Source organism: Streptomyces sp. NPDC055013 (assembly GCF_053608645.1).
In genome coordinates, this window is record NZ_JBSGVW010000010.1 from 244,609 (window position 1) to 270,486 (window position 25,878).

Annotated in this window: 27 protein-coding genes; 7 read left to right on the top strand and 20 right to left on the bottom strand. The window is 71.1% G+C overall.

Annotated elements, in window-relative coordinates:
• Positions 1–42: 42 nt before the first annotated feature.
• Positions 43–2,310, bottom strand: a complete 2,268-nt coding sequence (locus tag ACWGDB_RS16055) for an MMPL family transporter (protein ID WP_453823003.1) — start codon at positions 2,308–2,310, stop codon at positions 43–45.
• 324 nt (positions 2,311–2,634) lie between these two features.
• Here ACWGDB_RS16055 and ACWGDB_RS16060 point away from each other — a divergent pair, with 324 nt between their 5' ends.
• From ACWGDB_RS16060 to ACWGDB_RS16070, 3 genes are read left to right on the top strand one after another with little or no spacing between them, the layout of a single operon-like run.
• A complete protein-coding gene (locus ACWGDB_RS16060) occupies positions 2,635–3,180 on the top strand; it encodes a DUF1697 domain-containing protein (RefSeq protein ID WP_453823004.1) in 546 nt (181 codons plus the stop codon).
• Positions 3,173–3,544 (top strand): nuclear transport factor 2 family protein, encoded by a 372-nt coding sequence (locus ACWGDB_RS16065; protein WP_453823005.1) that lies wholly within the window; start codon positions 3,173–3,175, stop codon positions 3,542–3,544. The genes ACWGDB_RS16060 and ACWGDB_RS16065 overlap by 8 nt, the downstream gene beginning before the upstream one ends.
• A 2-nt stretch (positions 3,545–3,546) precedes the next feature.
• Positions 3,547–4,590, top strand: coding sequence for a ketopantoate reductase family protein (locus ACWGDB_RS16070; protein ID WP_453823006.1), 1,044 nt, complete (start codon positions 3,547–3,549; stop codon positions 4,588–4,590).
• Positions 4,591–4,597: 7 nt separating this feature from the next.
• On the opposite strand, the gene ACWGDB_RS16075 is transcribed toward ACWGDB_RS16070, so the two are convergent.
• The 15 genes from ACWGDB_RS16075 to ACWGDB_RS16145 form a co-directional block, all read right to left on the bottom strand.
• Positions 4,598–5,338 carry a sirohydrochlorin chelatase gene (locus ACWGDB_RS16075; RefSeq protein ID WP_453823007.1) on the bottom strand — a complete coding sequence of 247 codons (741 nt, stop codon included), beginning with the start codon at positions 5,336–5,338 and terminating at the stop codon, positions 4,598–4,600.
• 5 nt (positions 5,339–5,343) lie between these two features.
• Positions 5,344–6,234: an ABC transporter permease gene (locus tag ACWGDB_RS16080; protein WP_453823008.1), complete on the bottom strand. Its 891-nt coding sequence runs from the start codon at positions 6,232–6,234 to the stop codon at positions 5,344–5,346.
• Positions 6,221–7,009 (bottom strand): ABC transporter ATP-binding protein, encoded by a 789-nt coding sequence (locus tag ACWGDB_RS16085; RefSeq protein WP_453823009.1) that lies wholly within the window; start codon positions 7,007–7,009, stop codon positions 6,221–6,223. The genes ACWGDB_RS16080 and ACWGDB_RS16085 overlap by 14 nt, the downstream gene beginning before the upstream one ends.
• Positions 7,010–7,045: 36 nt before the next feature.
• Complete coding sequence (locus ACWGDB_RS16090; RefSeq protein ID WP_453823010.1) at positions 7,046–8,146, bottom strand: aliphatic sulfonate ABC transporter substrate-binding protein; 1,101 nt, start codon at positions 8,144–8,146, stop codon at positions 7,046–7,048.
• Positions 8,147–8,354: 208 nt separating this feature from the next.
• The gene (locus ACWGDB_RS16095; RefSeq protein ID WP_453823011.1) at positions 8,355–9,689 is read right to left on the bottom strand and encodes a sulfate adenylyltransferase subunit 1; all 1,335 of its coding nucleotides are present in this window, start codon (positions 9,687–9,689) and stop codon (positions 8,355–8,357) included.
• 2 nt (positions 9,690–9,691) lie between these two features.
• Positions 9,692–10,639 (bottom strand): sulfate adenylyltransferase subunit CysD, encoded by a 948-nt coding sequence (gene cysD / locus ACWGDB_RS16100; protein ID WP_383603968.1) that lies wholly within the window; start codon positions 10,637–10,639, stop codon positions 9,692–9,694.
• Positions 10,636–11,172 carry an adenylyl-sulfate kinase gene (gene cysC, locus ACWGDB_RS16105; protein ID WP_453823012.1) on the bottom strand — a complete coding sequence of 179 codons (537 nt, stop codon included), beginning with the start codon at positions 11,170–11,172 and terminating at the stop codon, positions 10,636–10,638. Before cysC ends, cysD begins: the two co-directional genes overlap by 4 nt.
• A gap of 45 nt (positions 11,173–11,217) precedes the next feature.
• Positions 11,218–11,928 carry a phosphoadenylyl-sulfate reductase gene (locus tag ACWGDB_RS16110; RefSeq protein WP_427839327.1) on the bottom strand — a complete coding sequence of 237 codons (711 nt, stop codon included), beginning with the start codon at positions 11,926–11,928 and terminating at the stop codon, positions 11,218–11,220.
• A complete protein-coding gene (locus ACWGDB_RS16115) occupies positions 11,925–12,104 on the bottom strand; it encodes a hypothetical protein (protein ID WP_314205404.1) in 180 nt (59 codons plus the stop codon). Before ACWGDB_RS16115 ends, ACWGDB_RS16110 begins: the two co-directional genes overlap by 4 nt.
• Positions 12,101–13,798 (bottom strand): nitrite/sulfite reductase, encoded by a 1,698-nt coding sequence (locus ACWGDB_RS16120; protein WP_383603959.1) that lies wholly within the window; start codon positions 13,796–13,798, stop codon positions 12,101–12,103. The genes ACWGDB_RS16115 and ACWGDB_RS16120 overlap by 4 nt, the downstream gene beginning before the upstream one ends.
• Before the next feature lie 128 nt (positions 13,799–13,926).
• Complete coding sequence (locus tag ACWGDB_RS16125) at positions 13,927–14,010, bottom strand: putative leader peptide (RefSeq protein WP_349817346.1); 84 nt, start codon at positions 14,008–14,010, stop codon at positions 13,927–13,929.
• Between the two features lie 126 nt (positions 14,011–14,136).
• Complete coding sequence (locus tag ACWGDB_RS16130) at positions 14,137–14,709, bottom strand: GNAT family N-acetyltransferase (protein WP_453823013.1); 573 nt, start codon at positions 14,707–14,709, stop codon at positions 14,137–14,139.
• A gap of 70 nt (positions 14,710–14,779) precedes the next feature.
• Positions 14,780–16,069 (bottom strand): hypothetical protein, encoded by a 1,290-nt coding sequence (locus tag ACWGDB_RS16135; RefSeq protein WP_453823014.1) that lies wholly within the window; start codon positions 16,067–16,069, stop codon positions 14,780–14,782.
• Positions 16,070–16,213: 144 nt separating this feature from the next.
• Positions 16,214–17,503, bottom strand: a complete 1,290-nt coding sequence (locus ACWGDB_RS16140) for a GAF domain-containing protein (RefSeq protein ID WP_453823036.1) — start codon at positions 17,501–17,503, stop codon at positions 16,214–16,216.
• A gap of 361 nt (positions 17,504–17,864) precedes the next feature.
• Positions 17,865–19,499 (bottom strand): acyl-CoA dehydrogenase family protein, encoded by a 1,635-nt coding sequence (locus ACWGDB_RS16145; RefSeq protein ID WP_453823015.1) that lies wholly within the window; start codon positions 19,497–19,499, stop codon positions 17,865–17,867.
• 136 nt (positions 19,500–19,635) lie between these two features.
• On the opposite strand from ACWGDB_RS16145, the gene ACWGDB_RS16150 reads away from it, so the two are divergent.
• Complete coding sequence (locus ACWGDB_RS16150; RefSeq protein WP_383603951.1) at positions 19,636–20,778, top strand: YihY/virulence factor BrkB family protein; 1,143 nt, start codon at positions 19,636–19,638, stop codon at positions 20,776–20,778.
• A gap of 17 nt (positions 20,779–20,795) precedes the next feature.
• Here the strand turns inward: ACWGDB_RS16150 and ACWGDB_RS16155 are convergent, their stop codons facing one another.
• Positions 20,796–21,647, bottom strand: a complete 852-nt coding sequence (locus ACWGDB_RS16155; RefSeq protein WP_453823016.1) for an NmrA family NAD(P)-binding protein — start codon at positions 21,645–21,647, stop codon at positions 20,796–20,798.
• An 80-nt stretch (positions 21,648–21,727) separates the two neighbouring features.
• Here ACWGDB_RS16155 and ACWGDB_RS16160 point away from each other — a divergent pair, with 80 nt between their 5' ends.
• Together ACWGDB_RS16160 and ACWGDB_RS16165 are read left to right on the top strand one after the other, a co-directional pair.
• A complete protein-coding gene (locus ACWGDB_RS16160; protein ID WP_453823017.1) occupies positions 21,728–22,669 on the top strand; it encodes an AraC family transcriptional regulator in 942 nt (313 codons plus the stop codon).
• A 69-nt stretch (positions 22,670–22,738) separates the two neighbouring features.
• A complete protein-coding gene (locus tag ACWGDB_RS16165; protein WP_453823018.1) occupies positions 22,739–23,431 on the top strand; it encodes a helix-turn-helix domain-containing protein in 693 nt (230 codons plus the stop codon).
• On the opposite strand, the gene ACWGDB_RS16170 is transcribed toward ACWGDB_RS16165, so the two are convergent.
• From ACWGDB_RS16170 to ACWGDB_RS16180, 3 genes are all read right to left on the bottom strand, one after another.
• Positions 23,408–23,815: a VOC family protein gene (locus ACWGDB_RS16170; protein ID WP_453823019.1), complete on the bottom strand. Its 408-nt coding sequence runs from the start codon at positions 23,813–23,815 to the stop codon at positions 23,408–23,410. The genes ACWGDB_RS16165 and ACWGDB_RS16170 overlap by 24 nt on opposite strands.
• Positions 23,816–23,867: 52 nt before the next feature.
• On the bottom strand, positions 23,868–24,500 hold the full coding sequence (locus ACWGDB_RS16175; protein WP_453823020.1) for a VOC family protein: 633 nt from the start codon (positions 24,498–24,500) through the stop codon (positions 23,868–23,870).
• Positions 24,501–24,565: 65 nt separating this feature from the next.
• Complete coding sequence (locus tag ACWGDB_RS16180) at positions 24,566–24,826, bottom strand: DUF5954 family protein (protein WP_453823021.1); 261 nt, start codon at positions 24,824–24,826, stop codon at positions 24,566–24,568.
• A gap of 336 nt (positions 24,827–25,162) precedes the next feature.
• Between ACWGDB_RS16180 and ACWGDB_RS16185 the strand changes: the two genes are divergently transcribed.
• The gene (locus ACWGDB_RS16185; RefSeq protein ID WP_453823022.1) at positions 25,163–25,834 is read left to right on the top strand and encodes a ThuA domain-containing protein; all 672 of its coding nucleotides are present in this window, start codon (positions 25,163–25,165) and stop codon (positions 25,832–25,834) included.
• The last annotated feature ends 44 nt before the right edge of the window (positions 25,835–25,878 follow it).

A 25,878-nucleotide genomic window follows, 5' to 3' on the forward strand; every position in this document is an offset into this window, starting at 1 on the left:
GAGTCGACGGGCCCCACTCGTAGGCCAGGCAGGCCGGGCAGATCAGACGGGCACCCGCTCGCCCTCGTCGTCCCGGGCCGCGCTTCGTGTCACGATCTCCGGCGCCTCGTCGTGCGTGAGGTCCGGCAGGCGGTTCAGCCACTTCGGCAGGTACCAGTTGCGCTCGCCGAGGAGCGCCATGACCGCCGGGAGCAGGACACCCCGGATGATCGTCGCGTCGATGAGGACCGCGGCCGCGAGGCCGACGCCCATCTGCTTCATGGACTGCATGGACAGCGTGCCGAAGATCGCGAACACGGCGACCATGATGACCGCGGCGCTGGTGACGACACCGGCCGTGGTGACCACACCGTGCTGGATCGCGTCCTTCGTCGTACGGCCGCGCAGCCGCGCCTCGCGGATTCGCGAGACCACGAACACGTGGTAGTCCATCGACAGGCCGAACAGGATCACGAAGAGGAACAGCGGCAGCCAGGTGACGATGGCGCCGACGCCCTCCGCACCCACCAGCGACGCGCCCCAGCCGTGCTGGAAGACGCCGACGAGGATGCCGTACGCCGCGCCCACCGACAGCAGGTTCAGCACGATCGAGGTGATCGCGACCGTCAGCGAGCGGAAGGACAGCAGCATCAGCCCGAAGGCGAAGACCACGACGAACGCGAACACCGGGACGACCGCGCCGGCCAGCTGGTCGTTGAAGTCCTTCGAACCGGCGACCTGTCCGGTGATCGGCGCCTCGACGCCGTCGACCTTGCCGAGCGTGGCGGGCCGCACGGCGTCGCGCAGCTTGTCCAGGCTCGCGCCCGCCTTGTCGAGGTCGGAGCCGCCGACCAGCGGGACGTACACGAAGGCGACGTTCTGATCGTCGTGCAGCTTGATCTCGACCGGACCGCGCGAGGCACCCGAACTGATCGCCCGGTCACGGAAGTCGGCGAGCGCGGACTTCACCTCGGGAGCGTTGATGTCATCCGCCTTGACGACCACCTCGGCCGGCTCGGAACCGCCCGGGAAGGCCTCGTTGACGCGGTTGTACGTCTGCACGATCGGCAGCGAGTCGCCGAACTCCTGGTCCAGCGTGAGGTTCTGGGTCTTCATGCCGACCGCCGGCGCCGCGATGGCGAGCAGCGCACCCGCCGCGACGACGACCGAGATCACCGGCCGGGCGAGGACGCCCTTGAGTACGGCCGTCCAGAACCGGCTCTCGCGGTTGCCCCGCCCCCGGTTGCGGCGGAGCTTGCTCTGCGGGTGCAGGAAGGGGATCTTGCCCTTCTCGACCCGCTCGCCCAGCAGCGACAGCAGCGCCGGAAGCACCGTCACCGACCCGACCATGGCGACCGCCACGACCATCAGCGAGGCCAGGCCCATCGCCTCGAACTCGGCGAGACCGGTGAACAGCATGCCCGCCATCGCCACGCACACCGTGACACCGGAGACGATGATCGCGCGGCCGCTGGTGGCGGCGGCGACCCTCAGGGCGGTCTGCGCGTCCCGGCCTGCCTCGCGCTCCTCGCGCTCACGGCGCAGATAGAACAGGCAGTAGTCGACGCCGACGGCCAGACCGACCAGCAGCATCACCGAGTTCGCGGTGTCGCTCATCGGCATCACATGGCTGACGAGGCCCATCAGGCCCATCGTCGCCATGATCGCCGTGACCGCCAGCAGTACCGGCAGCAGGGCCGCCACCAGTGCGCCGAAGGCGATGAGCAGAATGCCGAGGGCCACCGGCACCGCGGAGTACTCGGCCTTCTGGAAGTCGTCCCCGAACGCGTCGTCGAACGTCTTCATCATGCTGGCGCCGCCGATCTCCTCGATCCGCAGCGACTCATGGTCCTTCTGGACGTCCTCGACCGCCTTCAGCACCGGCTCCACACGCTCACCCGCGGTGTCCGACTCGCCGCGGATGTCGAACTGCACGAGCGCGCTGCGTCCGTCCTTCGAGATCGTCTGCGTGTCGTACGGCGATGTCACATCGGTGACCTTGCCGGTGCCCTCGACGGCCTTGACGACCGCGGTGACGGCGTTCCGGAACTCGCTGTCGGTGGCCTTGAGCGAACCGCCCTTGGCCTGAATCAGGACGGTCTCACCGGCCGGCTCCTCGATCCCGGCGTCCTCGATGATCTTGGCGGCGGTGTGCGTCTCGCCCTTCAGCTGGTCGCTGTCCTTGACGTCGACCCGGCCGGCCGCCGAACCGAGGCCCATCGCCAGTACGACGAACAGCACCCAGATGCCGACGGCAGCCCATCGATGGCGGGCGCTCCAGCCGCCGGCGCGGGCGGCGAGGCCCCGCACGCGTGTGTCTCGGTTCCCCATGACGGGCTTGCCCCCTTGGTTGCGGTGGCGGCCCCCTGCCGCCCCTTTCGTTTCGAAGGTATGGGCCGGATAAAGCCATCTCCTCCTGCTGCTCGGTGAAAGGCAGAGGCCAGAACTCATCCCCCCGGCCCGGGAGCCCTCCCCACTGGGGAGGATGAGGGTCCCCTACAACTATCCGGCGGTGTCGGGGGTGACGATCAGGGCCGAAACCTTGTGCTCGATGCTGACCGGTGAGTAACTTACGGGTCCGGGCGGCCATCGTGCCCACCCCCACGGGGCACGACGGCCGCCTCGGCGCCGACCGGATCGCCTTAGGGTGGCCGGATGACGACGTATGCGGCGCTGCTGCGCGGAATCAACGTGGGCGGCAGCAGAAAAGTCCCGATGGCCGACCTGCGCACCCTGATGACCGGCCTCGGTCACGACGGCGTACGCACCTACCTCCAGAGCGGCCAGGCGGTCTTCGCCACCGACCACGGCGACGAGGAGTCCCTGGCCGTGGAACTCGCGTCGGCGATCGAGACGCACTTCGGCTTCCCCGTGGACGTGATCGTGCGCGACCACGCCTACCTCCGGGCGATCGCCGACAACTGCCCGTTCCCCGCAGCCGAGTTGGAAGGCAAGCAGCTCCACGTCACCTACTGCTCCGCCCTGGTCGACGCCGAGCGATTCGCGGAGATCGACCAGGCCGCCTACCTCCCGGAGGAGTTCCGCCTCGGCGACCGCGCGGTGTACCTGTACGCCCCGAATGGCCTGGGCCGCTCCAAGCTCGCCGAAATTCTGTCGCGGCCCCGGCTCAACAAGGGTTTGATCGCCACCAGCCGTAACTGGAACACAGTCGTCAAACTTGTGGAGATGACCGGTGACTGAGCACGAATCCGCCGTGAAGGCCGCCATCGAGGGCGAACTGAGGCTGCTGGACCCCGAAATCCGCCGCTCGCCCGAACTGCTCGGGTCGCTGCTGCACCCGGAGTTCCACGAGTTCGGTTCGTCGGGACGGCGCTGGGACCGGGCATCGACCACGGCCCGCCTGCCCGTGGACACCGATCCGCACCGGTACGTCGTCACCTCCGGGATACAGGGCGTCCGGCTGGCGCCCGACGTCGTCCACCTCACCTTCGACACGGAGTACAACGGCGGTCACGCACACCGCAGTTCCCTTTGGCGCCGAACCGACGACGGATGGCAGATGTACTTCCACCAGGGAACGCCGTTCAGCCCCGAGGGAGAGTGACCGTGCGCTACGTCATCATCGGAGCAGGCGCCGTCGGCGGCGTCATAGGCGGACGGCTCGCAGGCGCGGGGCACGAGGTCGTGCTGGTCGCTCGGGGTGCCCACGTCGAGGCCCTACGGGACCACGGCCTGCGCCTCAGGGTGCCCGAGGGGGAGCTGACCCGTCGTCTGCCGGTCGCCGACGGACCGGCCGCGCTGGGGGAGCTCCGCCCCGACGACGTCCTCGTCCTCGCCGTGAAGACACAGGACAGCGCCGCCGCACTGCAGACGTGGGGACCGGTTCCGGTCACGGGCGGCGGAACGGCGGCCGAGCGGCTGCCCCTGCTCTGCGCTCAGAACGGCGTCGAGAGCCAACGCCTCGCCCTGCGGATGTTCCGGCGGGTGTACGGCGTCTGCGTCTGGCTGCCGTCGACGTACGTCGAACCCGGCGTGGTCTCCGCGCCCGGCAGCCCCCTCACCGGCATCCTCCATCTCGGCCGCCACCCTCACGGCACCGATGAGACTGTCCGCCTCATCGCCGCCGACCTGGAGAAGTCGCACTTCGAGGCACCGGTCGTGGCGGACGTGGCGCGCTGGCAGTACGCCAAGCTGCTGTCCAACCTCGGCAATGCCCTGGAGGCGGTGACCGGCCCCGTCGACACCGAGGAGGCCGCGGCGCTGCTGCGGCGGGTGCGGGCCGAGGGCACGGCCGTGCTCGACGCCGCGGGGATCCCGTATGCGAGCGCCGAGGAACAGCAGGCCGCACGGGGCGACAAGGTCACCCTCGTCCCGCTCGACGGCGCCCCGCGCGGCGGCGGCTCCTCCTGGCAGTCCCTGACCCGGGGCACCGGCACCATCGAGGCCGACTACCTCAACGGGGAGATCGCCCTGCTGGGCCGCCTGCACGGCGTACCGACCCCGCTGAACGACCTCCTGCAACGCCTCGCCAACACCTTCGCGCGCGAGCGACGGGCGGCGGGGTCGATGCCGGTGGGGGAGCTGGTGCGGTTGGCCGACGAGGCGGCGGTCCAGGTACCGGGCGAGGACGAGGCCGAACCCTACGGCTGAGGCCGGCTCAGGCGCCCACGGCCGCAAGCACCGGCACCCGCGCGGCGTCGTACCGTTCCAGCAGCACCCGCGCCACTTCGGGCGCCGCGCCGAGCACGTCCGCCAGGACGTCCGCCCCGGCCGCGCCCCGCGCGATGCGGTCGGGCAGGAAGCCGGGGGCCAGGACGTACGGAGCCACGGCCACCCGCTCGCAGCCGAGTTCCCGCAGCTCGCGTACCGCGTCCGCGGTGCGGGGGAGAGATGCGGAGGCGAACGCAGGCCGCACGGCGCACCAACCGGTGTGCCGCCACTCCCGCGCGATTTCTGCGATCACTGCGATCGCCTCCGGGTCGGTGGACCCCGCCGAGGCCAGCACGACCCCGGTCGAGGACTTGTCGGCGGGCGTCAGACCCGCCTCGTACAGGCGCCGTTCCAACGCCGCCATGAGCAGCGGCGACGGGCCCAGCACCTCCGCCTGGCGGATCCGCAGCCGGCGCGGCGCGTCCCGCAGCACCGCGGGGATGTCGGCCTTCGCGTGGAACGCGCGCGTCAGCAGCAGCGGCAGGGCCACGACGTCACGGACGCCCTGAGCCGCCAGCGACTCCAGCACCCCCTGCACGGACGGGATGTTGAAGTCCAGGAAGCCGGTCTCCACCCGGACGTCCGGGCGCAGCGAGCGCACCCGCCGTACCAGGGCATGCACCGTCGCGGCGTGCCGCGGGTCGCGGCTGCCGTGGGCGATGACCAGAAGAACCGGCTTCGTGAACACAGGCGTCAGCTCCTTGGCAGCAGACCGCGGCTGCGCAGTACCGACCGCTCCAGCGGGCTGAAGATGAGCAGGTCGATGGCGATGCCGACGATCAGGATGAGGAGGATGGCGAAGAAGACCATGGACATGGAGCTGGTGTTGCGGCCGTTCTCCAGCAGCTGGCCCAGCCCCACACCGAGGTCGGGGGAGGAGGCGATGATCTCCGCGGCCATGAGAGACCGCCAGGAGAAGGCCCAGCCCTGCTTCAGGCCGGCCAGGTAACCGGGCAGCGCGGCCGGCATCACGATGTGCCAGGTGCCCTTGAGCCCGGTCGCGCCCAGGGTGCGGCCCGCGCGCAGGAACAGCGGCGGCACCTGGTCGACGCCCGACACCAGGCCGTTGGCGATGGAGGGGACCGCGCCGAGCAGGATCACCGCGAACATCATCTTGTCGTTCAGGCCCAGCCAGATCACCGCGGGCGGTACCCAGGCGACCGAGGGGAGGGACTGCAGACCGGACAGGATCGGCCCGATCGCGGCCCGCACGAACCGCACCCGTGCCACCACCAGACCGAGCGGCGTGCCGATCGCGAGGGCGAGCAGGAAGCCGAGCAGGCCGCGTGAGACGGACGTCCAGACGTACTCGTGGAGGGTGCCCTGAAGCCACGCCTCACGCAGCTCGGCCCACACGTCGGACGGTGAGGGCAGCTTGGTCGGGTCGTCCGCGACACCGGTGGAGATCAGCAGTTGCCAGACCACCAGCACCAGGGCGATGGCGGCGATGGGCGGCAGGACCTTCTGCGTCAGGGTCTTCCGGAACGGCGTCCGGCCCGTCTGGACCGTCTCCAGGGCGTCCAGGCCGGCTTCGAGTCCGGCGAGATCGTTGCCGTCCTTGACGGTCGTCTCAGTGCTGGCCATGACGGCGGATCTCCCCACGCAGTTCTTCGGTGATCTCGACGGACAGCTCGGCGACCGCGGTGTCCTCGATACGACGCGGGTGCGGGATGTCCACCGTCCACTCCCGGGCGATCCGGCCGGGCCGCGAGGACAGCAGCACCACCCGCTGGGCAAGGCGGACCGCCTCGCGCACGTTGTGCGTGACGAACAGGACGGAGACCTGCGTCTCGCGCCAGATGCGGGTCAGTTCGTCGTGCAGGACGTCACGGGTGATGGCGTCCAGCGCGGCGAACGGCTCGTCCATCAGCAGCAGCTTGCTGTCCTGGGCGAGCGCGCGGGCCAGGGCGACGCGCTGGCGCATACCGCCGGACAGCTCGTGCACCCGCTTGCCGTGCGCCCCCTTGAGGCGGACCAGCTCGAGGAGTTCCTCGGCGCGCTCGCGGCGCTCGTTCTTGGGTACGCCCCTGAGTTTGAGGGCGAGTTCGATGTTCTTGCCCGCGGTCAGCCACGGGAAGAGCGCGTGCTCCTGGAACATCAGCGCCGGGCGGCCGTCGGTCGTGATGCCGCCCGCGCTGGGCTCGTCCAGTCCGGCGACGAGGTTGAGCAGCGTCGACTTGCCGCAGCCGGATGCCCCGAGGAGGGTGACGAACTCGCCGGGTGCGACATCGAGCGTGATGTCGTCGAGGACGAGCTGCTGCCCGGCGGGGCCGGCGAAGGACTTCGAGACGTGCTCGATACGCGCGGCCTGCTCCACGGACGTAACCGTGTCGGCGGCCTTGGCGAGGGCGGTTGCCATGGTCGTCACCTCCTGTGAACTCATCGGGTGCGGTGGTTACTCGACGCCGAGGCCGGCGTCGTCGACTTCGGGCTCGCCCTCGGCCTTGAGGACCTTGTTCAGTGGGGCCAGGTCGTAGATGCCGGTCAGGGCCGGCTTCTGCAGCAGCCCCGCCTTGACCGCGTGTTCGGCCTCGGTGTTCAGCGTGGCCGCGAGCGGGTCGTCGGTGACCTGGATGGACTGCCATGCCGGGTCGAGCACGTCGGCGGGCAGTGGCTTGCCGGTGTCGGCCTCGAGCTGCGCGTTCGCCGCGGCCTTCGCCTTGTCCGGGTTCGCGTCGATCCACTTGTTCGTCTTCACCGAGGCGCGCAACACGGCCTCCACGGCCTTCGGGTGCTCCTTCAGGAAGCTCTGCGACACGATCACGTTCGTGATCACGAACTTCTTGTCGGGCCACAGGTCGGCCTCGTCGAGGAGCACCTTGCCGCCCTCGGCGACCAGCTTGGACGCGGTCGGCTCGGGCACCCACGCGCCGTCGACCGAGCCGGACTTGTAGGCGTCCGGCGTGATCTTGTTGTCGGTGCGGACGACCGAGACGTCACCCTGGCCGCTCTCCGCGTCGACCTTCCAGCCCTGCTCGGAGATCCAGTTGAGGAACGCCACGTCCTGGGTGTTGCCGAGCTGAGGCGTGGCGATCTTCTTGCCCTTGACGTCCTTCAGGGACTTGACCTTCTCCGGGTTGACCACGAGCTTCACCCCGCCCGAGGCCGACCCCGAGATGACCCGCAGGTTCTTCCCGCCCGACTTGATGTAGCCGTTGATCGCAGGGCTCGGGCCGATCCAGCCGATGTCGATGGAGCCGGAGTTCAGCGCCTCGATCTCCGAGGGACCGGCGTTGAACGTGGCGTACTCCGCCGTCGTGCCGCCCAGCTCCTTCTGGAACAGGTCCTCGTGCCGGCCCACCAACGCGGTGGCATGGGTGAGGTTCCCGAAGTAGCCGATCTTCACCGAGTCCAGGCCGTCGACCTTGGGTGCCCCCGCGATGGCCTGCTCGGTGTTCTCCTTGGCCTGCGAGCCGTAGCCGCAGGCCGCGAGGGCCAGCAGCGGCAGCGCGGCCAGGACGGCGAGGGTCCGTCGCAGGGCGGGGGTGGCAGGCACGGGAGGTGTTCCTCTCGGTGGCCCGGCGCTCACGCCCGATTCAGGTCGTGGCCGGGGAGTCGGCAGGTTCGTACGGAGCGGCGCGCATACGGTGCACGCAGGTCAGCGCACACATCGCGGCACTCCGCCCTGCCCGCTTCCGAGGGCGCCGCTGCCGACGCGGCCGCCCTCCTTCGCGAACGTGGAGAAGTAGTCGAGGGGCCTCATGTCAGAAGTCCCACCCGTCGTCTTCGGCCTCGTCCTTGACCGGCTCCGGCGAGGCGAACGACTCGCCGACCATGCCCGCGGTCAACGTCGTGCCGTCGTTGGGGTCGATCAGGATGAACGAGCCGGTGCGGCGGGAGTCGGCGTAGGAGTCGACGGGCAGGGGCTCGGCGGTGCGGATCTTGACGCGGCCGATGTCGTTGGCGACGAGCTGCCCGGGGTGCGGGTGCAGGGACAGGTCGTCGAGCGTGAGCCGGGACGGGATGTCCTTGACGATCGCCTTGACCGTGCGGGTGCCGTGCTTGAGTAGCACCCGGTGGCCGACGGTCAGCGCGGCGTCGGCGACATGGCAGACGGTGGCCTCGATGTCCTGCGTGGTCGCGGGCGCGTCCTTGGCCGGCACGATCAGGTCACCGCGTGAGATGTCGATGTCGTCCTCCAGCAGGAGGGTCACCGACTGGGTGGTCCAGGCGACGTCGACGGGCTCGCCCAGCAGGTCGATACCGGAGATCTTCGACGTACGGCCCGACGGCAGCACCGTCACCGACTCGCCGACCCGGAACGAACCGGCGGCGATCTGCCCGGCGTAGCCGCGGTAGTCGGGGTGCTCGGCGCTCTGCGGCCGGATCACGTACTGCACGGGCAGCCGCGCGTGGCAGTGGCTCAGATCGTGGCTGACCGGCACCGTCTCCAGGTGTTCCAGGAAGGTCGGGCCGCCGTACCAGTCCATGTTCGCGGACGGGTCCACCACGTTGTCGCCGGCCAGCGCCGAGATCGGGATCGCGGTGATCTCCGGGACACCCAGCTCGAGCGCGTACGCGGTGAACTCCTCGGCGATGGCGGCGAACACCGACTCCTGGTAGTCGACCAGGTCCATCTTGTTCACGGCGAGCACGACGTGCGGCACCCGCAGCAGCGCGGCGATCGCGGCGTGCCGGCGGGTCTGCTCGACGACACCGTTGCGGGCGTCGACCAGGATCACCGTCAGCTCCGCCGTGGAGGCGCCGGTGACCATGTTGCGGGTGTACTGCACGTGGCCGGGGGTGTCGGCGAGGATGAACCTGCGCCGGGGTGTGGCGAAGTAGCGGTAGGCCACGTCGATGGTGATGCCCTGCTCGCGCTCGGCGCGCAGGCCGTCGGTGAGCAGTGCGAGGTCGGGGGCGTCCTGGCCGCGGTTGCGGGAGGCGTGCTCCACGGCCTCCAGCTGGTCGGTCAGCACCGACTTGGAGTCGTGCAGCAGCCTGCCCACCAGCGTCGACTTGCCGTCGTCGACCGAACCGGCCGTGGCGAACCGCAGCAGGGTGGTGGCCGAGAGCTCCTCGGTCGTGATCGTGCTCATGCTTAGAAGTACCCCTCGCGCTTACGGTCTTCCATCGCGGCCTCGGACATCTTGTCGTCGGCGCGGGTGGCGCCGCGCTCGGTGAGCCGGGACGCGGCGATCTCGGTGATGACCTGCTCCAGGGTCACCGCGTCCGAATCCACGGCGCCCGTGCAGGACATGTCGCCGACGGTGCGGTAGCGGATGAGCCGCTTCTCGACGGTCTCGCCGTCCTTGGGCCCGCCCCACTCGCCGGCGGTCAGCCACATGCCGTTGCGGGCGAACACGTCGCGCTCGTGAGCGAAGTAGATGTCCGGCAGCTCGATGCCCTCGCGGGCGATGTACTGCCACACGTCCAGCTCGGTCCAGTTGGACAGCGGGAACACACGCACGTGCTCGCCGGGCGCGTGACGGCCGTTGTAGAGATTCCACAGCTCGGGCCGCTGGCGCCGCGGGTCCCACTGCGAGAACTCGTCCCGCAGCGAGAAGACGCGCTCCTTGGCCCGCGCCTTCTCCTCGTCCCTGCGCCCGCCGCCGAACACCGCGTCGAACCGCTCGCTCTGGATCTTCTCCGTCAGCGGCACCGTCTGCAGCGGGTTGCGGGTGCCGTCCGGGCGCTCCTTGAGGACTCCCCGGTCGATGTAGTCCTGCACCGACGCGACGTGCAGCCGCAGGTTGTGCTTCTCGACCGTGCGGTCGCGGTACTCGATGACCTCGGGGAAGTTGTGCCCGGTGTCCACATGCAGCAGCGTGAACGGGACCGCCGCGGGAGCGAAGGCCTTCAGCGCCAGGTGCAGCATGACGATGGAGTCCTTGCCGCCGGAGAACAGGATCACCGGCCGCTCGAACTCACCCGCCACCTCACGGAAGATGTGGACGGCCTCGGACTCCAGCGCGTCCAGGTGGGAGAGGGCGTACGGGGAGTCCGTACCGTCCTCGCCCCCCTTGACCGTGGCAACGGTCGTCGTCATGCCAGTCCCCTCTCGGTGAGCAGCGCGTGGACCGCGCCCGCGGATTCCTGGACGGTCTGGTTCTGGGACTCGATGCGCAGATCGGGCGACTCGGGTGCCTCGTACGGGTCGTCGACCCCGGTCAGGCCCGTCAGCTCGCCCGCGGCCTGCTTGGCGTACAGGCCCTTCACGTCGCGTACGGAGCACACGTCGACCGGCGTGGCCACATGCACCTCGAGGTACGGCGTCCCGTTCTCCTGGTGACGCTTGCGCACCGCCTCGCGGCTGTCGGCGTAGGGCGCGATCACCGGGACGAGCGCCATCACGCCGTTGCGCGCGAGCAGTTCGGCCAGAAAGCCGATGCGCTGCACGTTGGTGTGCCGGTCCTCGCGGCTGAAGCCGAGGCCCGCCGAGATGAACTCGCGGATCTCGTCGCCGTCGAGCACCTCGACGCGGTGGCCCTCCGCGCGGAGCCGGCCGGCCAGTTCGTAGGCGATGGTGGTCTTGCCGGCGCTCGGCAGACCCGTGAGCCAGACGGTGGCTCCGCTCGTCACGTGGTTCTCCCCATTCGCAGGAAACGTAGAAAGCTCAGTCATGGGTCAGCCGTGCAGCCCGCACTCGGTCTTGGTGTTGCCCGCCCAGCGGCCGGCGCGCGCGTCCTCGCCCTCGAGGACCCGGCGGGTGCAGGGGGCGCAGCCGACGGAGGCGTACCCGTCCATCAGCAGCGGGTTGGTCAGGACACCGTGTTCGGTGACATACGCGTCCACGTCGTCCTGGGTCCAGCGGGCGATCGGGGAGATCTTCACCTTCCGGCGCTTGTCGTCCCAGCCGACGACCGGGGTGTTCGCCCGGGTCGGCGACTCGTCGCGGCGCAGCCCGGTCGCCCAGGCGACATAGTCCTTCAGGCCTCGCTCCAGCGGCTCGACCTTGCGCAGCTTGCAGCACAGGTCGGGGTCGCGGTCGTGCAGCTTGGGCCCGTACTGCGCGTCCTGCTCGGCGACCGTCCGGCGCGGGGTGAGCGTGATGACGTTGACGTCCATCACGGCCTCGACCGCGTCGCGGGTGCCGATGGTCTCCTCGAAGTGGTAGCCGGTGTCCAGGAACACGACGTCGACGCCGGGCATCGCGCGGGAGGCGAGGTGGGCGACCACCGCGTCCTCCATCGACGAGGTCACACAGAAGCGCTTGCCGAAGGTGTCGACCGCCCACTGGAGGATCTCCAGCGCGGAAGCGTCCTCCAGATCACGGCCCGCCTGCTCGGCGAGCGCCTTGAGGTCCTCTGTCGTGCGCTCTTCCTGAATCGCGGTCATATCTCCTCTCCCCCTGCGTCGTTGTGCTGAAGGCCCCGGGCGAGCAGCCCGAGGAACTTCAACTGGAATGCGCGGTTGCACGCCGCGCATTCCCATGCGCCGTGGCCCTGCTCGCTCGGACGGAGGTCCTCGTCGCCGCAGTAGGGGCAGTAGAAGGGGGCGGCCCGCTCGCTCATGAGAGGGCCTCCTCGGACGCGCGGGTGACCCAGGTGGCGAAGCGCTCGCCGTCCTCGCGCTCGTCCTGGAAGCGCTTGAGGACACGCTCGACGTAGTCGGGCAGCTCGTCGGACGTGACCTTCAGGCCACGCACCTTGCGCCCGAACCCGGCCTGCAGACCGAGCGCGCCGCCCAGGTGCACCTGGTAGCCCTCGACCTGCTCGCCCTCGTCGTTCAGGACCAGCTGCCCCTTGAGACCGATGTCCGCGACCTGGATACGGGCGCAGGCGTTCGGGCAGCCGTTGAGGTTGATGGTGATCGGCTCGTCGAAGTCCGGGATCCGGCGCTCCAGCTCGTCGATCAGGGCGGCGCCGCGCGCCTTGGTCTCGACGATCGCGAGCTTGCAGTACTCGATGCCGGTGCAGGCCATGGTGCCGCGCCGGAACGCGGACGGCCTGGCCGTCAGGTCCAGCGCCTCCAGGGCCTCGACCAGCGGCTCGACCTGCGCCTCCTCGACGTCGAGGACGATCATCTTCTGCTCGACGGTGGTCCGCACCCGGCCCGAGCCGTGCGCCTCCGCCACCTCGGCGATCTTCGTCAGCGTGGCACCGTCGACGCGGCCGACGCGCGGCGCGAAACCGACGTAGAAACGGCCGTCCTGCTGTCGGTGCACCCCGACGTGGTCACGCCAGCGCTCCGTCGGCTCGGCCGGCGCGGGGCCGTCGACGAGCTTGCGCCCCAGGTACTCGTCCTCCAGGATCTGGCGGAACTTCTCCGGGCCCCAGTCGGCGACCAGGAACTTCAGACGTGCGCGCGTACGCAGACGCCGGTAGCCGTAGTCCCGGAAGATGCCGATCACGCCCGCCCACGCGTCCGGCACCTCCTCCAGCGGTACCCAGGCGCCGAGGCGGACGCCGATCTTCGGGTTGGTGGACAGGCCGCCGCCGACCCACAGGTCGAAGCCGGGGCCGTGCTCGGGGTGCTCGACACCGACGAACGCCACGTCGTTGATCTCGTGGACGACGTCGAGCAGCGGGGAGCCGGAGATCGCCGTCTTGAACTTGCGGGGCAGGTTGGAGAATTCCTTGCTGCCGATGTAGCGGTCGTGGATCTCGTCGATCGCCCAGGTGCCGTCGATGATCTCGTCCTCGGCGATACCGGCGACCGGCGAGCCGATGACGACACGCGGGCAGTCGCCGCAGGCCTCGGTGGTGGACAGACCGACGGCCTCCAGCCGGTCCCAGATCTCCGGCACGTCCTCGATGCGGATCCAGTGCAGCTGGATGTTCTGCCGGTCGGTGATGTCCGCGCTGCCGCGCGCGAACTCCTCCGAGATCTCACCGATCACCCGCAGCTGCTGCGTGGTGAGACGGCCGCCGTCGATCCTGACGCGCAGCATGAAGTACTTGTCGTCCAGCTCCTCCGGCTCCAGGATCGCGGTCTTGCCGCCGTCGATCCCGGGCTTGCGCTGGGTGTAGAGGCCCCACCAGCGCATACGTCCGCGCAGGTCGTTGGGGTCGATCGAGTCGAAGCCGCGCTTCGAGTAGATCGTCTCAATGCGTGTCCGCACATTGAGACCGTCATCGTCCTTCTTGAACTGTTCGTTGCCGTTGAGCGGGGTGAAATGTCCCGCGGCCCACTGGCCCTCACCGCGGTGACGGCTCACCTTGCGGCGGGGAGTCGCGGCGGCAGGCTTCTGCGGGGTGGCGGCCATGGTGGTTACGTCCTTCGGGACAGGCGGGAATGCGGCTCTGACCTGCGCGTACGGGCGCATGGGCATAGGAGCGCGTCGTTGCGCGGGAATGAAGCGAAAAGAGGGAGATGTCGGGCGCTGTGAGGCTGTCAGCGCACCGGACAGATGGCGCTGGACATGCGGCCGAGGTCGACGTGCCGCCGACTCACCAAGGCAATTCCAGTTCCAGACATGACGGAAGCGTGGCATGGCGATCTGGACACAGTCCAGCTTCGTCCGACATGCGGACACCCTTGTCCCGTAGAGTGAGACAAGGGTGTCGTCGGTCACATGGCCCGTATCGGCTGTTTCTGCCCAGCTCAGCCAGGGTACGCCCCGGGCCACGGTCCGGGCGTGGCCGCCTCGGTCTCCTCCTCGACCTTGGTGTCGAAGAGCGTGAAGCCGCGGCGCAGGTAGTTGTCCATGGCGTGCTCCCCGTCCTTGCTGCAGGTATGCAGCCACACCCGCTTCGTCCGGTCCAGCTCCGGCCGGCGTTCCGCCAGGTCCCAGGCGCGGGCCGCGCCGTACGCCAGCAGATGCCCACCGATCCGCCGCCCGCGGAAGGCCGGAATCAGGCCGAAGTAGACGATCTCCACGACCCCGTCGTCCTGCGCCTCCAGCTCCACGTACCCCGCCGGCGTCCCGCGGTCGTAGGCCACCCACGTCTCGACGCCCGGACGCTCCAGATGCTCCTGCCACTGCGCGTACGTCCAGCCGAGCCGGTCGATCCACCGGATGTCCCCGCCCACGGACGCGTACAGAAACCGGCTGAACTCGGGAGAGGGCACCTCGGCCCGCACGATCCGTACGTCCCCCTCCGGGGCGGCGGCCGGGAGGAGGTCGGCGGGTGAGTTCTGCTCCAGGGACCAGGTGGTCACGGGGATGTTGGTCATGGCGGCCAGGGAATCATCCGCGTGCAGGGTCTGTCGATCGGCGTCCACGCGGGCCGCCCGTGCCGGGTGGCTACCCCAGCGACTCGTCGATCGACTCCAGCGGCACCGCGAACAGCATCCGGCCCGACTGGGACCAGACGTCGCCCGTCGCCTCCCAGTAGGACAGGGGACCGGCCTGGGCGCCCCAGCACCGGGGGGCGCTCTCCGAGCCGCAGCGAGTTGCCTCCGCTCCCTCGGTGTCCTGGCGCCAGAGGCTGCCGTGGCGGTCCGTGGGGGCCGGCGCACGGCCCAGGTACCAGTCGGAGCGGTCCGCTGCGGACGCCCGGTGCGACAGGACCCCCTCGATGCCGGAGGCCTCCGTCCGGTACGCCTCGACCGTGCGCACGGCTCCGGTGGCATCGACGGCCGGCAGGCCGGGACGGGCCGGGTCCTTGCTGAAGTCGTAGCGCCACAGGCGGGCGGGCCGGTCGCTGTCGGCGGCGGTCCACTCGCTCGCGACCAGGCTGTCCGGTGCCGTGCTGCGGTCCAGGGAGATGCCGCCGAGGCGCGGGGCGGCGCTCCCGCCGGTCAGTCGGTACGAGCCGACGGCCGGCAGGACGAAGCGGTGGCCGTGGGCCGACCAGCCCTCGTCCACGCGGCCCACCGCGGTGCTGTCGACCGTGGTGCGCTGGACGCGGTTCATGTCGTACACGTACAGCCCGTCGGCGGCCGTGACCAGCAGCTTGTCCTGGTACCAGACCATCCCGGAGAGTCGGGAGCTCAGGGCGCGGTAGTCGCGCCCACCGTCCACCGGGACGACGAGGAGGACCGACGCGTACCGAAGGCGGGCCAGGTCGTTCGCGTCGACGAAGGCGACCCGGGCGAGACCCTGGTCGGCGGTGCCCTGACTCCAGCCGGAGAGCAGCACCCGGTTGTCGTTCCACCAGCCGTCGTCGTCGGCGTCCCCGGAGGTGGTGACCGCCCCCGCCCGCCAGGCCCGGGTGTCGGCGGCGTCCCAGCAGTACGCGCGTGAGGCCGTCGGCGCGACCGGCAACGCGGTGCGCCGGCCGGCCGTACAGCCGTCCTCGGGGCGCAGGCTGCGGTCGGCGGTTTCCAGGACGGCACGGACGCCGACCGGCTTGCCCATCCCGGCGGCGAGTTCGTCGAGGGTGGCCCGCGGCACCAACTGCTCCTGGAGGCGGAGCGCGCGGGTGTCGGCGGCCCTGGTGAGAGGCTCCAGCGCCCCGGGGTTGTCACCGACCGTCGCCTGCGAGGCACTGATCATCGTGGCGGCTGCGGTGAGCGCGAGGGCGGTGCCGGCGAGGAACGCGCGCACGGCACGGCCCTGCTTGCGTCTACGGTGTCTGCCGCGGTGCTTCATCAAACCTCCCGAGGCGGGCCAACTGCGGCCATTGGTCTGTGCGTTGACCAAAGGAGCAGGTGGGGCGGCCCGTACAGGGATGCTACGGCAGATGGGCACGCTTGCGGACTAAGACCCCGTAAATATGCGGAAGACACACGCCAGTCAGGGCAGATCGGCCGAGATCCGGCCGCGCACCACCGCGGGCGCCGTCGAATACGGCAGCAGATCGCGCGGGTCGTCGGGCAGCAGCACCTCGACCTCGGTGTCCTCGTGGAAGCGGTACGGCCGGTGCTCCAGAAAGCCCCCGAGGTAGCGCCGTACCCGCGACATCTCGGCCCGCACCGTCACCGTACGGCCCGGGTCGCCGAACACGTCCTCCGCCAGCCCCGCCGCGCTGCGGCCGGCCCGGTTCAGGGCCAGCAGATAGAGCAACTCGGCGTGCCGGGGACTCAGTTCATGGCTCCAGGAGCCCGCACTGCCGGACACCGTCACCGACCAGCGGCGCGGCTGCGTCAGGTCCAGCGCGATCCGCGTCGCCCCCGGCGGCACCGGCTCCTCGGAGGCCCGCAGCAGCCAGCCGCCCGCCAGCGGCTCCACCGAGCACAGGCCGAGCGGCGGCAGCCACCGTCGGCCCGGCGACAGGGACTTGGGGAGCGCGATCCTGTTCGCGTACGGCATCCCGCTCACCGCGGCGGTCCAGCCGTCCCGGTCCACCACCAGGGCCCGCCCGGGCAGCCGCGCCAGCACCGGCGCCGCCACCGCGCGCAACCGCTCCAGCGAGCTCAGATGCAGCTCCCGCAGCCGGGCCTCGGCGAGCTTGGCCACCGAGTCGACCCAGGCGAGCGTGGCCGGATGCATGGTCTCCAGGGGGCCGCTGACGTCCACCACGCCGATCAGCCGGCCGTCCCGCGGATCCGTGATCGGGGCGCCGGTGCAGGTCCAGGAGGTCTGGGAGCGCTGGAAGTGCTCGGAGGCGAAGACCTGCACGGGCCGGCGCACCACGGCGGGCGTGCCCACCCCGTTCGTCCCGACGACGCTCTCCCGCCAGTCGGCGCCGAGTTCGAACCCGAGGCTGTCGGCCTTGCGCAGCACGGAGGCGTTGCCCTCCCGCCACAGCACCCGGCCCTCGTCGTCGGCGACGACCATGATGTGGTGGGCGATGTCCGCGACGGCCAGCAGACCCTCGCGCAGCACCGGCAGGACATGCTTGAGCGCGGTGGTCTCCCGGCGCCGCTGGACCTCCTCGCGCGACAGCAGCCCGGACCGGGCGTCGTGGTCCGGATCGACACCGCTGCGCAGCATCCGGTCCCAGGACTGCTCGATCACCGGGCGCGGCGCGACGGGCGCGCGCTGTCCGGCGAGCGTGGCCGCGCGGACCTCGCTGAGGACCCGCGCGGCCCGCCCGGAGTCCACGACGGCCAGCTGTGTCACGTCCGTCGGCGAGAGCGCCAAGGGTCCCTCCCGGTTCGACTCGTCCACGTTTTGACTGTGTGTCTCATAGTGCCGCCCGACACACGCGGAGGGACACACTCCGCACACAGTCGCCAACAAGTTGCAACCCCTTGCAACCCTGGTGGACCGCTCTGGCCTGATTGAGACTTGAGCAACGCCGTCCCGAGCGGCGTTCGTGGCCTCGAACGGGCCAAGCGCAGGGGTGGTGCCGTGTCGGCGCAGCACCACCCCTGTCTCCGACGGTTGGGCCGTGTTCGCGACAGGGGGTGCGGCTTTCTGCGCGTCGGCGGCTGCGGGTTCGTAGTGGCTGGTCGCGCTCACGCGGCGGAGCCGCATATCTACACGGCCCCGCGCCCCTCGATCAGGCCTGCGGCCTGGACCGATCCACGATCGACGCCAGGTCCAGGGTGTGTGGCAGCGTGCCGAAGGCCACGCCGCCGTCGCCGCCCAGCCGCGAGGCGCAGAACGCGTCGGCGACCTCGGGTGGTGCGTGACGGACCAGTAGGGAGCCCTGCAGGACCAGCGCGAGCCGCTCCGTCAGGCGCCGCGCGCGGGCCTCGATGCCCTCCAGATCGGCCAGTTCGGTCAGCAGGCCCTTGATCGCCGCGTCCAGCCGGTGATCGGCGCCGCGCGCCTTGCCGACCTCCTGGAGATAGGCGTTGAACGCCGCGGGCTCCCGCTGCAACGCCCGCAGCACGTCCAGCGCCTGGACGTTGCCCGCCCCCTCCCAGACGGAGTTCAGCGGCGACTCCCGCACCAGCCGGGGCATCCCCGACTCCTCGACGTACCCGTTGCCGCCCAGGCACTCGGACGCCTCGACCGTCAGCGGCGTACACCGCTTGGTGACCCAGTACTTGGCGGTCGGCACCGCGATCCGCAGCAGCGCCCGCTCCTGCTCGCCGCCGTCGTCGTAGGCGGCCGCGAGCCGCAGTGCGAGGGTGGTCGCCGCCTCGGACTCGACGGCCAGGTCGGCCAGGACGTTGCGCATGAGCGGCTTGTCGACGAGTTTCCCGCCGAACGCCTCGCGGTGCGTGCAGTGGTGGATCGCCTGCGCGACCGCCTGCCGCATCAGCCCCGCCGAGCCCAGCACACAGTCGAGCCTGGTCGCGGCCACCATCTCGATGATGGTGCGCACCCCGCGCCCCTCCTCACCGACCCGGCGCGCCCACGTCCCGTCGAACTCGACCTCGCCGGAGGCGTTCGAGCGGTTGCCCAGCTTGTCCTTGAGCCGCTGGATGCGGAACACGTTGCGGGAGCCGTCCTCCAGCACACGCGGCACGAGAAGGCAGGTGAGGCCGCCCGGTGCCTGCGCCAGCACGAGGAACCCGTCCGACATGGGTGCCGAGCAGAACCACTTGTGCCCGGTCAGCTCGTACGACTCCCCGTCGGGGAGGGGACGTGCGGCCGTCGTGTTGGCCCGGACGTCGCTGCCGCCCTGCTTCTCCGTCATGCCCATCCCGAACAGGGCACCCGCCTTGAGCCGGGCCGGCCGCAGCTCACGGTCGTAGATCATGGACGTCAGCCGCGGTTCCCACACGGCGGCGAGCTCGGGGTCGGTGCGCAGCGCGGGCACCGCCGCATGGGTCATGGACAGCGGGCAGCAGTTGCCGGCCTCGATCTGCGTCCACAGCAGGAACGCGGCCGCCCGCCGCACATGCCCGCCCGGCCGCACCCAGGCCGCGGTCAGGCCCGCCGCGACGCCCTTGCCGAGCAGCCGGTGCCAGGACGGGTGGAAGTCGACCTCGTCGATGCGGTGGCCGTAGCGGTCGTGGGTGCGCAGCGTCGGCGGGTTCGCGTTGGCCAGCGCCCCCCACTCCTGTGCCTGCGCCGATCCGCAGGACCTGCCGAGCCCCGACAGCTCGCCCCGGACCTCGTCCAGCAGCTCAGGGGCGAGATGACGTTCGACGGCCGAGCTCAGGGCCCGATCGGTGGTGTAGGCGTCGTAGCCGACCAGGGGCGGGGGCTGGTTGGTCACGGTGTGCGAGCTGCCTGCCATGACTGTGAACCTACCCCTCCGTAGAACGCTGATATCCACCCTGACACGGCACCGGAGCGCAGGATCGGGCAGGTGGCGAGGGCGTGCACCCGGCGCCGCGGAGAGTGCGCCCCCGTACGGCGGATACCTTTAGGTCGTGCAGCCAGCAAGTGAATCCCCCCAGCGGCCCTCCGGCCGTCTCCATCGGGCACGTGCCCTCTACCGGAACGTGTCGAAGCGCAGGACCGCCTGGCTGCTGCTCAAGGACACCGTCAATTCCTGCATCGAGTACCGCATCCTGGGGCTCGCGGCCGAAGCGGCGTTCTTCACGCTGCTGTCCGTGCCGCCACTCCTCCTCAGCCTCATCGGCCTCCTCGGTTACGTCGACGACTGGACCGGCACCGACACCATCACCAGCCTGGAGACCAACATCCTGGAGGCCTCCCGCACCGTCCTGTCCGACAAGGGCGTGCGCCAGATCGCCCAGCCGATCCTGGACGACGTGATGAACGGCGGCCGCCCCGACGTGATCTCCGTCGGCTTCCTGTTCGCCCTGTGGTCGGGGTCGCGCGCGGTGAACGTCTTCATAGACACGATCACCGTGATGTACGGGCTCGACGGCGTGCGCGGCATCGTCAAGACCCGGCTGGTGGCGTTCCTGCTGTTCCTCGCGGCGCTGCTGATCGGCTCGGTGGCGCTGCCGCTGATGGTGGCGGGGCCGGACGCGGTGGTGCGGATCGTGCCGTGGTCGGAGACCTTGGTGCAGGTCCTGTACTGGCCGGTCGTGATCGTCCTGTCGATCGCGTTCCTGACGACGCTCTACCACGTGTCCGTGCCGGTCCGCTCACCCTGGATCGAGGACGTGCCCGGCGCGCTGGTCGCCCTCGGCATGTGGGTGCTGGGCAGCTTCCTGCTGCGCATTTACCTGACGAGCACCATCGAGGGGGCGTCGATCTACGGCTCACTGGCCGCCGCCGTCGCCGTCATGCTGTGGATCGGCGTGTCCGCGTTCGCCGTGCTCGTCGGGGCCGCGGTCAACGCCGCGATCGACCGGGTCTGGCCGGCCGCCGCGACGGCCGCGGCCCGCGCCGCGAACGAGCGGATGCGCGAGGCGCAGGTCGCCGAGTACGTGGCCCGTCACGCCGCGAGCCGGGAGCAGGATCCGGACGACCCGGACATGCCGTCGGAGTTCCCCGAGCGCTGGTCGCGTTTCCTGCCGCCGGAGGACCTGTCGTCGCGGCTGCGGACGCATGTGAAGAGCACACACACGCATCCGCCGCACAAGCCGGAGGACCGGTAGGCCCGAAGGGCGGGGCCTCAGGCCTTCCACGCCCCTGCCGCCGCGGCCTCCCGCACGAAGTCGGTGAAGTCGCGCGGCGCGCGGCCGAGCACCTCGCGGACGTCGTCCGTCACCTGGGCGTTGCGGCCGTCCATGAGGGTCTCGAAGACCTCGACCAGGAGCTCCACCTCCTCGGGCGGCACTCCGAAGCCCGCCAGGGCTTCGCCGTAGGCCGCCGTCGGGACCGGCGTGTACGTGATCGTGCCGCCCGTCGCCTCGGAAATCTCCGCGACCGCCTCCCGCCAGGACAGCAGCCGCGGCCCGGTCAGCTCCAGCGTCCGCCCCACAAACCGGTCGCCGGACGTCAGCACCGCCGTCACCACGTCCGCGATGTCGCGCACGTCGACGAACGGCTCCTGCACCTCGCCCGCCGGGAAGACCAGCTCCCCGTGGACCATCCCCTCCACCAGCGGCCCCTCGCTGAAGTTCTGCGCGAACCACGAGGCTCGTACGATCGTCCAGTCCGCGCCGGACGACCTCAGCGCCTCCTCGGTCGGCAGCGCCTGGTCCTCACCGCGCGCCGACAGCAGCACCAGCCGCCGTACGCCGAGGCCGACGGCCTCCCGCGCGAGCGCGCCGACGCCCTCCGCCGCCGCCGGGGAGCCGACGTCGGACGGGTACATCAGGTAGGCCGCGTCCGCGTCGCGCAGGGTCTCCGCCCACGTCGTCGGGTTCTCCCAGTCGAAGCCCTGCGCCCGGGAGGCGGCCCGTACCGTCAGCCCCGCCTCGCGCGCCGCTTCCGCCACCCGGCTCCCGGTACGACCCGAGGCACCGGTCACCACTACCGTCATCCGCTGCGTGTTCGCCTTGTCGGCTGCGTTTTCCGTCATGCCTCAAGTCAACTGGCGGGCGCCCCAACAGCCCATCGCTGAACGGCTCATTCCCATGCGCGGACGTCTACGCTGAGGCCATGGACGCTCTCGCCGGCCTACTGGAAGGCCCACGCGCGCGTGGCGCCTTCATGATCCGCGCGTGTTTCGAGCCGCCGTGGGCCGTCCGCGTCGAGGACCGCGCCCCGCTCACCGTCATGGTCATGGTCCGCGGCGACGCCTGGGTGATCCCGGACCAGGGGGAGCGGCTCCGGCTGCGCCCCGGAGACCTCGCCATCGCCCGCGGCCCGGACCCCTACGTCTGCGCCGACGACCCCGGCACCGCACCCCAGGCCCTGATCCTGCCGGGCGCCGAGTGCCGCTACCCCGACGGCCGCTCCCTCAACGGCTCGATGGACCTCGGCGTGCGCACCTGGGGCGACCGGCTCGACGGTTCGGCCGTGATGCTGATCGGCACCTATCTGTGGCAGGGCGAGGTCAGCGGGCGACTGCTGAACGCGCTGCCGCCGCTGCTGGCCCTCACCGCCGACGTGTGGGACTGCCCCCTCACGCCGTACCTCATGGAGGAGATCGTCCGCGACGAGCCCGGCCAGGAGGTAGTCCTCGACCGGCTGCTCGACCTGCTGGTCATCGCCGCGCTCCGGGCCTGGTTCTCCCGCCCGGAGGCGGCGGCACCCGCCTGGTACGCGGCGCTCGCCGACCCCGTGGTCGGCCGCGTGCTGCGGCTCGTCCAGGACGACCCCGCGCATCCCTGGACGGTCGCCACGCTGGCCACGAAGGCGGGGGTGTCACGGGCCGCGCTGGCCCGGCGCTTCACCGAGCTGGTGGGGGAGCCGCCGATGACGTACCTCACGGGGTGGCGGCTCGCGCTCGCGGCGGACGCGTTGCGTGACACCGACGACACGCTGGACGCGATTGCTCGGCGGGTCGGGTACGGGAGTGCGTTTGCGCTGTCCAGTGCGTTCAAGAGGGTCTACGGGCTGAGTCCGCAGGAGCATCGCGGCCGGGTCGTCGTGGGGTAGGGCACGCGGCAGAGCCGCAGACCGAGACAGCCCGCGCCCCCGAAGGCGTTGCGGCGTAGCCTCGCCTCTATGTACGCGGAGCGCGCGTCCCGGCTGCCTGGTGCCGTGGTGTGGACGAACACCCCCGGTGAGCCCCGTGCGGGGCGGGTTCTGCCCGACGGGTGCATGGATCTGCTCTGGAACGACGGGCGGCTGCTCGTCGCCGGGCCCGACACCCGTGCGTACGTCACCGGAGACGAGCCGACCGCTTGGGCGGGCGTGCGGTTCTACCCGGGGACCGCGCCCGGCTTTCTCGGGGTGCCCGCGCACGAAGTGCGTGACCGGCGAGTCGACCTCGCGGACCTGTGGCCGGCCTCGGAGGTACGGCGGCTGCGTGGCCGTATCGAGGCCTCGGCCGACCCGGTGACCGCGCTCGAGGACGTGGCGCTGGAGCGGGCCGCCGACGCGGAGCGGCCGGACCCGTTGCTACTGCACGTCGTCACCGCCCTCGACTCGGGCCGCCCCGTCTCCGCCACCGCCGACCAACTCGGCTACGGCGCCCGCCAGTTGCACCGTCGCTGCCTGGCCGCGTTCGGGTACGGCCCCAAGACGCTGGCGCGGATCCTGCGACTGCAACGCGCGCTCGAACTGGCTCGGGACGGCGTCGCCTTCGCGGAGACGGCCGTCCGGGCGGGGTACGCCGATCAGGCTCATCTGGCGCGGGACGTCAAGGAGTTGGCGGGCGTGCCGCTCGGTGAGCTACTCGGCCGGAGCGGCGGCTAGCGGCGCGAAGAGGTCGACGCCGTTGCCGTCCGGGTCGTGGACGGAGGCGTACCGCTGGCCCCAGAAGGCGTCCCACGGCTTGAGCTCGCCGTGGTAACCGGCGCCCACCAGGTCCTCGTACACCGCGTCGACCTCCGCCGGGTCGTCGCACCGCAGGGCGAGCGAGTGCCGCCCGCCGCCCGTGGGTGGCTGCCACTCCGGGAGGAAGGACCGCACCGTCTGCTCGGTGTCGAGCAGCAGCCGCAGCCCGCCCGGCAGTTCGGCCTCGGCGTGCGGCTCGCTCTCGGCGCCCGCGGGGAACGCGAACCCGAGGCGCCGGTAGTAGGTGACAGAGGCGGCCATGTCGGAGACGACCAGGCCGATGGCATCGAATCGTGGAGTCATGCGGCCACGGTAGGCACGCCGGAGCCGGCTGGTCTTGAAGGAATCGGACACCTCAGTCGAAGGTCACCGGCCCCAGAAGCGTGTCCACCGTGAAAGTGATCCCCACCGGGCCCGTCGTGAGGTCGAGGTCCGTGCCGAGGGCCGACAGCAGGGGCCGGATCTCGTCCGGCTCGGGGGCGCTCGCGGACAGGGACAGCAGGGGGGTGGTGGGCAGGTCCGAGGCGGTGGGGTGGACCGTGGCGCTCCAGTCGATGAGGAAGGGCACGAGGCCGGAGGGGTGGGCGTCGTCGCCGTCGGTGAGCCGCCATTCCAGGAGGGTGCCGTCGGGTCTGCGGCGGCTCATCGACTGCGCCGGGCCGGGATCGTAGCCCCGGCTCCGGGCGGCGGTGATGGCGGCGTCCAGGTCGGGCGGGCTGATCGCCCAGGTGACCGTGCGCGGGGCGGTGAGCCCGTCGACCTCGAAGGGGCGGGGCCCGCCGGGCGCGGACTGCTCGGGGTCCGGCCCGATGATCTCCAGGTAGCTCATGCCGCCCAGCGACACCAGGTAGTTGCGGGTGCCGAGCCCGACGTGCACGCCGCCCGGGGCGGGGGTCACGCCGGTGCGGCGGGCGAAGTCGGCGACCGTGGTGGACAGGTCGGGCGTCGCGAGGACGAGATGGTCAAGGAGCGCGGGAATGGCGTTCATCGCTGCCGAGGCTACGCAGAGCGGCGCGCGATAAGGAACACCTGTGCGCCGGCGGAAGGCAAGCGTCACGCGGCGTGGATGATCGTGCCGTCCTCCCACGGGGTCGGATGGATCTTCATGGGGTCGTACTCGTCCACGTCCGACTGCCGCGGGGGCCTCCGGCGTCCGTCGGGGCCCACTCGGATCAGGCGCCCGCCGCGGCAGATCCCGAACTCCCGTCCCGTCACCCGCGCCTCGTCGGCACGCTTCAGGCCCGGAACTCCTCGGCCGCCCTGCGTGTGCATGGCCCGCTCCGAGGCGTGGCGGACGTCGGCGGGGAAGCGCACGCCTCGGTACGCGAGGCCCCGCAACCCTGCCCGCAGGGCACCTCCATCGGCCGTCGTCCGCGGGGTCCGGGACGAGGACAAGGTTCAGGTCAGGGGAGCGGGTGTGGTCGGCGCGCGGGTCCCGGGTGCGTGGGGCCGGCTCCGGGGTCGCTCCAGCCGGTCGTGGTCGTCGCAGCGCGTGAACTCGTCCCCGCGCGCCCGACCCCCGGATCCGCCACGCCGACCCCGAGCACCGGCCCCACCAAGGGCGAGCCCCGGACAGTGCAGAGAGGCGCCGATCGCGTCGGCGTGAAGTGGCCCAACAGCCAGGCCCGTCGGGCCGTTAGGCTCGGCCGCATGTCCGTGCGACTGCTCGTCCACACCCGCACCACCGCCTACCGGCACGCGTCCATCCCGGCCGCCGTCGAGGCCCTACGCACCCTCGGTGACTTCGAGGTCGACCACACGGAGGACCCGGCAGCCTTCGAGCAACCCCTCGACGGTTACGCAGCGGTCGTCTTCCTCTCCACCAGCGGCGAGGTGATCACCCCCGCCGGCCGCGAGCGGCTCGCGGCGTACGTCGATGCGGGCGGCGGCTTCGTCGGAGTGCACGCGGCGGCCTGCACCGAGTACGACTGGCCGTACTACGGCGAGCTGTTGGGCGCCCGGTTCGACCGGCACCCCGAGTACCAGCCGGGCAAGGTGGTCGTCGAGGACCGCGAGCACCCGGCCACCCGTCACCTGCCCGCCGTATGGGACTTCGTCGACGAGTGGTACGACTTCCGCACCAACCCCCGAGGCACGGTGAGGGTGTTGGCCCGCGCCGACGAGTCGTCGTACGACGGTGGCGGCATGGGTGGGGACCATCCCCTGGTGTGGTGCCGTGCGCAGGGAGCCGGGCGCGTCTTCTACACGGCGCTCGGCCACGCCGTCGAGGCCTACGACGATCCCGGCTTCCGAGGCCATCTCCTCGGCGGGATCAACTGGGCGGCGAGGCCGGGCCCTGCGGGTCAAGCGGAGCGACGGTAGTCGGACCGCGGCTCGGGCCGACGCGGGCGGGCCCCGGCGCGTTC

Coding starts and splice junctions, on each gene's coding strand:
- ACWGDB_RS16055 (WP_453823003.1), bottom strand. CDS start 2,310: ATGGGGAACCGAGACACACGCGTGCGGGGCCTCGCCGCCCGCGCCGGC.
- ACWGDB_RS16060 (WP_453823004.1), top strand. CDS start 2,635: ATGACGACGTATGCGGCGCTGCTGCGCGGAATCAACGTGGGCGGCAGC.
- ACWGDB_RS16080 (WP_453823008.1), bottom strand. CDS start 6,234: ATGGCCAGCACTGAGACGACCGTCAAGGACGGCAACGATCTCGCCGGA.
- ACWGDB_RS16085 (WP_453823009.1), bottom strand. CDS start 7,009: ATGGCAACCGCCCTCGCCAAGGCCGCCGACACGGTTACGTCCGTGGAG.
- ACWGDB_RS16095 (WP_453823011.1), bottom strand. CDS start 9,689: ATGAGCACGATCACGACCGAGGAGCTCTCGGCCACCACCCTGCTGCGG.
- cysD (WP_383603968.1), bottom strand. CDS start 10,639: ATGACGACGACCGTTGCCACGGTCAAGGGGGGCGAGGACGGTACGGAC.
- ACWGDB_RS16110 (WP_427839327.1), bottom strand. CDS start 11,928: ATGACCGCGATTCAGGAAGAGCGCACGACAGAGGACCTCAAGGCGCTC.
- ACWGDB_RS16115 (WP_314205404.1), bottom strand. CDS start 12,104: ATGAGCGAGCGGGCCGCCCCCTTCTACTGCCCCTACTGCGGCGACGAG.
- ACWGDB_RS16120 (WP_383603959.1), bottom strand. CDS start 13,798: ATGGCCGCCACCCCGCAGAAGCCTGCCGCCGCGACTCCCCGCCGCAAG.
- ACWGDB_RS16125 (WP_349817346.1), bottom strand. CDS start 14,010: ATGTCTGGAACTGGAATTGCCTTGGTGAGTCGGCGGCACGTCGACCTC.
- ACWGDB_RS16130 (WP_453823013.1), bottom strand. CDS start 14,709: ATGACCAACATCCCCGTGACCACCTGGTCCCTGGAGCAGAACTCACCC.
- ACWGDB_RS16135 (WP_453823014.1), bottom strand. CDS start 16,069: ATGAAGCACCGCGGCAGACACCGTAGACGCAAGCAGGGCCGTGCCGTG.
- ACWGDB_RS16145 (WP_453823015.1), bottom strand. CDS start 19,499: ATGGCAGGCAGCTCGCACACCGTGACCAACCAGCCCCCGCCCCTGGTC.
- ACWGDB_RS16155 (WP_453823016.1), bottom strand. CDS start 21,647: ATGACGGAAAACGCAGCCGACAAGGCGAACACGCAGCGGATGACGGTA.
- ACWGDB_RS16160 (WP_453823017.1), top strand. CDS start 21,728: ATGGACGCTCTCGCCGGCCTACTGGAAGGCCCACGCGCGCGTGGCGCC.
- ACWGDB_RS16165 (WP_453823018.1), top strand. CDS start 22,739: ATGTACGCGGAGCGCGCGTCCCGGCTGCCTGGTGCCGTGGTGTGGACG.
- ACWGDB_RS16170 (WP_453823019.1), bottom strand. CDS start 23,815: ATGACTCCACGATTCGATGCCATCGGCCTGGTCGTCTCCGACATGGCC.
- ACWGDB_RS16175 (WP_453823020.1), bottom strand. CDS start 24,500: ATGAACGCCATTCCCGCGCTCCTTGACCATCTCGTCCTCGCGACGCCC.
- ACWGDB_RS16185 (WP_453823022.1), top strand. CDS start 25,163: ATGTCCGTGCGACTGCTCGTCCACACCCGCACCACCGCCTACCGGCAC.